Consider the following 5,051-nt stretch of genomic DNA (forward strand, 5'->3'; position numbering starts at 1 on the left):
GGCAATAACCGTGGCCCGCCCCTTAAAAGATACCTTGCGCCTGCGTACCGAAAATTTTGCACACCCACTGAATCCAGGAGCCACAAAAACCTTAAACCGTTCTAATCATTGGCTTATGGAAACCCCGCAGGGCGCTCCCAAGTCCTGGTTGGTTAAAGGATTGGAGACCGCAAAAAATGAAAACATTGTCCTGACTGATGATATGGCAGCGGTGGAATTGCTCGGACATCCTGTCGGCTTACTCGAACCAAACTACCCAAACCCAAAAATCACCACTCCAGATGATTTTGCCTACGCACAATTTCTTTTTCAATCATGAATTCTCCGACCATTCGTACCGGCCACGGCTTTGACCTCCATCAATTGGTCGAGGGTAGAAAACTAATTCTTGGAGGCGTGGAAATCCCCCACCCGCTCGGACTTCTTGGTCATTCAGATGCAGATTGCTTAATTCATGCCCTTGCCGACTCAATCCTTGGCGGCTTAGCTCTGCCGGATATTGGCCACCATTTTCCCGACAACGACCCCGCAAATCAAAACCTGGACTCTTCTATAATTCTACAAAAAGTGGTTAGCCTGTGTCATGAAAAAGGCTTTTATATTGGCAATGTCGACCTTACCTTAATTGCTCAACGTCCCAAATTAGCTCCACACTTAGCGGAGATGAGGAAAAATTTATCCAGATTACTCCAAATTCAAGAAGACTGTATTGGAATCAAAGCAACTACTCACGAAGGTATTGGATCCTTGGGAAGGGAAGAAGGTATTGCTGCCCATGCAGTATGCCTACTTTTTAAAACCTAAAATATATTGTCGCTGGGCATTTGCCCAAGCCACACAATCAAGCAGTAGCAAATAGGTCAGAGAAGAAACGTTCGATTTCCACCTGAGCATTTTCCGGACTGTCCGATGCATGAGCCACATTGCGCATACGATCAGTGCCTAAGTCCCCACGAATGGTACCTTTTGGTGCGGTGGTGGAGTCGGTTGGACCCAAGAGGTCGCGAACTCCTTGAACCACATTTTCTCCTTCTAAAATCATAGCCAAAACAGGACTGGAACTCATAAAAGCTGCAATTTCAGGAAAGAAAGGCAAGTCGGCAACATGAGCGTAGTGCTCAGCTAGCAGAGCATCATCTAATTGTACCATACGGGTAGCAATGATGCCGTAGTTCTTTTCTTCGAAGCGTGAGATGACTTGTCCGGCAACTTGTTTTTCCAAGCAGTCGGGTTTAAGGAGTATTAGTGTTCTTTCCATTTGGGATAAAAGAAAAATATTATGCAAAAAAATTGAATCGATGCGAGTCTATACCGATTTCATTTCAAACCGGCAAATTAGAATTTAATCAGGAATCTGAATCTTTATCATCATCTGAGGAAGAAACGCTAACTTTTTTCTTTCCTTTCTTTGCCTGCTCAAACCTCAGCCCAATCTTTTCATCCTCATGAAGGAGGACTTGGATAGGAACAGATTTTCGGATATCTCCAGCAAGAAGTGCCTCAGCCAGATTGTCTTCCAAATATCTTTCCACAGCACGGCGTAAAGGACGGGCGCCCAATTTTTTATCATACCCGTGCTCGATTAGAAAATCCTTAGCTTCCTTCGAAACATCCAGTTTTAACTTACGCTCTTTTAAACGATCAGATACTTTTTCGAGTTCCAACTCTACAATCGCGGTCATGTGCTCCTTGAACAACTGACGGAATATCACAATCTCAGTCAATCGATTGAGGAATTCTGGCTTAAATATTTTTTTCGCTTCTTCCAAAATCTTCTCTTTAATTTTGTCGAAGTCCTGCTCGGCATTGCTAACCGAAAAACCAAGCGAGGTATTCCGCTGGAGAATTTCTGCACCAACATTGGAAGTCATAATTAGGATAGTATTTCGAAAATCTACTTTTCTCCCCAAGCTGTCCGTTAATCGGCCGTCCTCTAAGATTTGCAGCAGAATCTGAGCAACATCGGGGTGAGCTTTTTCAATTTCGTCAAACAAGATAACCGAATATGGTCTGCGACGTATTGCCTCCGTAAGTTGGCCACCCTCGTCATGTCCAACATATCCGGGAGGTGATCCGATCATGCGGGAAACCGCATGCTTTTCCATATATTCGGACATATCCACCTGAATAAGTGATTCCTGATCTCCAAAAATCCGCTCCGATAAAACCTTGGCTAAGTGAGTTTTACCAACTCCTGTCGGTCCCAAAAACATAAAGGATCCGATCGGACGCTTTGGGTCTTTAAGATCAGCACGTGAACGGCGTAAAGCTTTGGCAACCACTTGGGTGGCAAAATCTTGCCCGACTACCTGTTCGCGTAATTCCTCTTCAAGTTGGAGCAGTTTCTTGCTTTCCTTGGATTCCATACGGTTGAGGGGTATCCCGGTCCAATCAGCAACCACTTGGAGCATATCATCTTCATTAACATCGGCTCGATTTTGCTCACGATTTTTCTTCCAACTTTCAAGCACACGTTCGCGCTTGGCTCGGAGTTTTTTTTCTTTGTCGCGAGCTTCGGCAGCATCTTCAAAGTTTTGATCGGAAATTGCACTTTCCTTAGAAGCACAAATTTCTTTAATTTCGTCGGATAAATCCTCAATTTCCTGAGGACGCTGCATCGATTCCATGCGGGAACGGGCACCAGCTTCATCAATTGCATCGATAGCTTTATCAGGCAGAAATTTGCCAGTGACATAGCGATCAGTCAATTTGGCGGCAGCTTCCAAAGACTTATCGGTATAATTGACATTGTGATGGTCTTCGTACTTAGAACGAATTCCCTGTAAGATTTTGACAGTATCTTCAATCGAAGGTGCCTCCACCTTGACAGATTGAAACCTACGATCCAACGCAGAATCTTTCTCTATGTATTTTCGATGCTCCGCTAGAGTAGTTGCACCAATGCACTGCAATTCACCACGGCTAAGTGCAGGCTTGAAAATATTGGAAGCATCCATCGCTCCTTCGGCAGCACCCGCACCCACAATGGTGTGCAATTCATCAATAAAGATAATAATGTTTTTGGCTTTGCGCAATTCGTCCATCACGGCCTTGATTCGCTCCTCGAACTGACCACGATATTTGGTTCCGGCAACCATAAGTGCGAGATCTAAAGTTACGACTTTTTTATCGATTAAATTTTCAGGCACTAATCCGCCAGCTATTTGCTGAGCCAAACCTTCTACGATAGCAGTCTTGCCTACCCCGGCTTCACCAATGAGTACGGGATTATTCTTCGTCCTCCGGCAAAGTACCTGAGTAACCCGACGAATCTCCGCAGATCTTCCAACCACTGGGTCCAAATCACCTTTTTTTGCCAATTCAGTAAGGTCCCGCCCAAAAGCCTTCAGGGCAGGAGTCTTTACATCTTTACCCTTTTCTTCAGGTTCATCTGCGTCACCACCAACAACCGAGGATTCTTTCTCCTCACTGGATGCAAAATTTGGATCAAGTTCTGAAAGAATTTCGTTTCGGCAACGGTCTACATCGACATCTAAAGACTTAAGAACCCGAGCGGCTACACCCTCTCCTTCGCGGAGCAACCCAAGTAAGATATGCTCGGTACCAACATAGCTATGATTGAGTGACTTCGCCTCCTTACCAGCCAGAGCAAGTACTTTTTTAACCCGTGGAGTGTAAGGAATGTTTCCAGATGGCTTGGCTTCAGGTCCCAAACCCACCTGCTCATCGACTGCTTGCCGTACAGTATCGAGATCCAATCCCATTTTTTGGAGAACATTTACCGCTACGCCTTGGCCAAGGTTGATCAAACCAAGGAGTAAATGTTCGGTACCGATGTAATTATGATGAAACCGATCAGCCTCTTTGCGTGCCAAAGCGAGCACTTGTTGGGCTCTCGGTGTAAAATTGCTCATTGGTTCAGACATGACTTTAGAATATGGTTGAAAAGTGGTTAGTCAACTTGTGCGTTTAAGTTTAGTTGTGGCATACGCAAAAATTCTTTGCGCAAGGTTTCGGCCCGTAATCGGTCGCGTTCTCCTGGTTCGATTGGTTTACCCGCAGAGAGTTGGACATGTCCCGGTTGAACCTCAATAAACATTCGATCTGCTAAGGCCCGAAATTTCTCGGGTAAGTATCCAAAATCAGCAGCTAAGCGAATGAGCGAAAGATGGTCCATAGCTTCCGAACTTTGGATCAAATAACTGGTTTTTAATGATCCGACCGCCCGGCTAATTTTATCAGTCAACCTCAAGCCATCGTCTTCAGATAATTTCTCTCTGGCTAAGCGTTCTTGATGAACGATGTTTTCCAATGTCATTTCCAACCTCTCAAGAATTGCAGATTCAGACTCTCCAAGAGTTTGCTGATTGGAAATTTGAAATATACTACCACTCGCATCGGAGCCTTCGCCAAAAAGACCGCGTACTGCAATGCCCAAATGATTCACCGCATTGATTACCTTGTCCATATTCTTGGACATTACCAAGCCAGGAAGGTGCATCATGACTGATGCCCTCATACCAGTTCCCAAGTTAGTCGGACAGGCGGTTAGAAACCCCAACTGAGAATCAAACGCATAATCCAAACTTGATTCGATTCCGGAATCCAAAGAATCTGCAAGTTTCCAGACCTTGGAAAAGTCCAAGCCATTGGCCAAAACCTGAATCCTTAAATGATCTTCCTCATTAACCATCACACTGCAGGCACGATCGTTTGAAAGAACAACCCCTCCCGATTCTTCGGATTGGGACAGCTCAAGGCTTATCAAGTGTTTTTCGACTAAGATCTGGCGATCCAACTCACTTAATTCGTCTAATTCCACAGATGTAGATGACAGCAAGGGTTTCACTTTTCCCAAAGCACTCATGCATTTGCTAAGAACCGCTTTTTTCTGACCAGACTCTGCTCTTCCGGGAAAAGGAAATTCGCTCAGGTTTCTGGCCAACCTTACCCTGGTACTCAATGCAATGGGACAAGGCTTGGGAACCTTGCTTTTTGATTTAGAGAAAAAGAGGTCGTGAAACATAATAAATTTAAGCGGAAGCAGAGCTCTTGGCCTGTAATTTTTTTAAACGGTCCCTAAGTTTTGC

5 protein-coding genes are annotated in these 5,051 nt (G+C 44.8%); 2 read left to right on the top strand and 3 right to left on the bottom strand.

What is annotated here, in order from left to right:
* Together ACKPQ4_RS09800 and ispF are read left to right on the top strand one after the other, a co-directional pair.
* A partial coding sequence (locus tag ACKPQ4_RS09800; protein ID WP_407681001.1) for a 2-C-methyl-D-erythritol 4-phosphate cytidylyltransferase occupies positions 1-319 on the top strand: 319 nt, incomplete at its 5' end.
* Entirely contained in the window at positions 316-804 is a 489-nt protein-coding gene (gene ispF / locus ACKPQ4_RS09805; RefSeq protein ID WP_407681002.1) for a 2-C-methyl-D-erythritol 2,4-cyclodiphosphate synthase, read from the top strand. The genes ACKPQ4_RS09800 and ispF, both read left to right, overlap by 4 nt.
* A 37-nt stretch (positions 805-841) precedes the next feature.
* Here ispF and ndk read toward each other — a convergent pair whose 3' ends face one another.
* From ndk to ACKPQ4_RS09820, 3 genes are all read right to left on the bottom strand, one after another.
* Positions 842-1,258: a nucleoside-diphosphate kinase gene (ndk, locus tag ACKPQ4_RS09810; RefSeq protein WP_407681003.1), complete on the bottom strand. Its 417-nt coding sequence runs from the start codon at positions 1,256-1,258 to the stop codon at positions 842-844.
* Positions 1,259-1,346: 88 nt separating this feature from the next.
* Positions 1,347-3,875 carry an ATP-dependent Clp protease ATP-binding subunit gene (locus tag ACKPQ4_RS09815; RefSeq protein WP_407681004.1) on the bottom strand — a complete coding sequence of 843 codons (2,529 nt, stop codon included), beginning with the start codon at positions 3,873-3,875 and terminating at the stop codon, positions 1,347-1,349.
* A gap of 38 nt (positions 3,876-3,913) precedes the next feature.
* Positions 3,914-4,924 carry an ATP--guanido phosphotransferase gene (locus ACKPQ4_RS09820; protein WP_407681005.1) on the bottom strand — a complete coding sequence of 337 codons (1,011 nt, stop codon included), beginning with the start codon at positions 4,922-4,924 and terminating at the stop codon, positions 3,914-3,916.
* Between the last annotated feature and the right edge of the window lie 127 nt (positions 4,925-5,051).

The sequence above is a fragment of the Candidatus Chordibacter forsetii genome (assembly GCF_964187505.1).
GTDB classification, from domain to species: Bacteria; Verrucomicrobiota; Verrucomicrobiia; order Opitutales; family Seribacteraceae; genus Chordibacter; species Chordibacter forsetii.

Excerpts from the sequence above, each read along its gene's own strand:
- ispF (WP_407681002.1), top strand. The coding sequence starts at position 316 with ATGAATTCTCCGACCATTCGTACCGGCCACGGCTTTGACCTCCATCAA.
- ACKPQ4_RS09815 (WP_407681004.1), bottom strand. The coding sequence starts at position 3,875 with ATGAGCAATTTTACACCGAGAGCCCAACAAGTGCTCGCTTTGGCACGC.
- ndk (WP_407681003.1), bottom strand. The coding sequence starts at position 1,258 with ATGGAAAGAACACTAATACTCCTTAAACCCGACTGCTTGGAAAAACAA.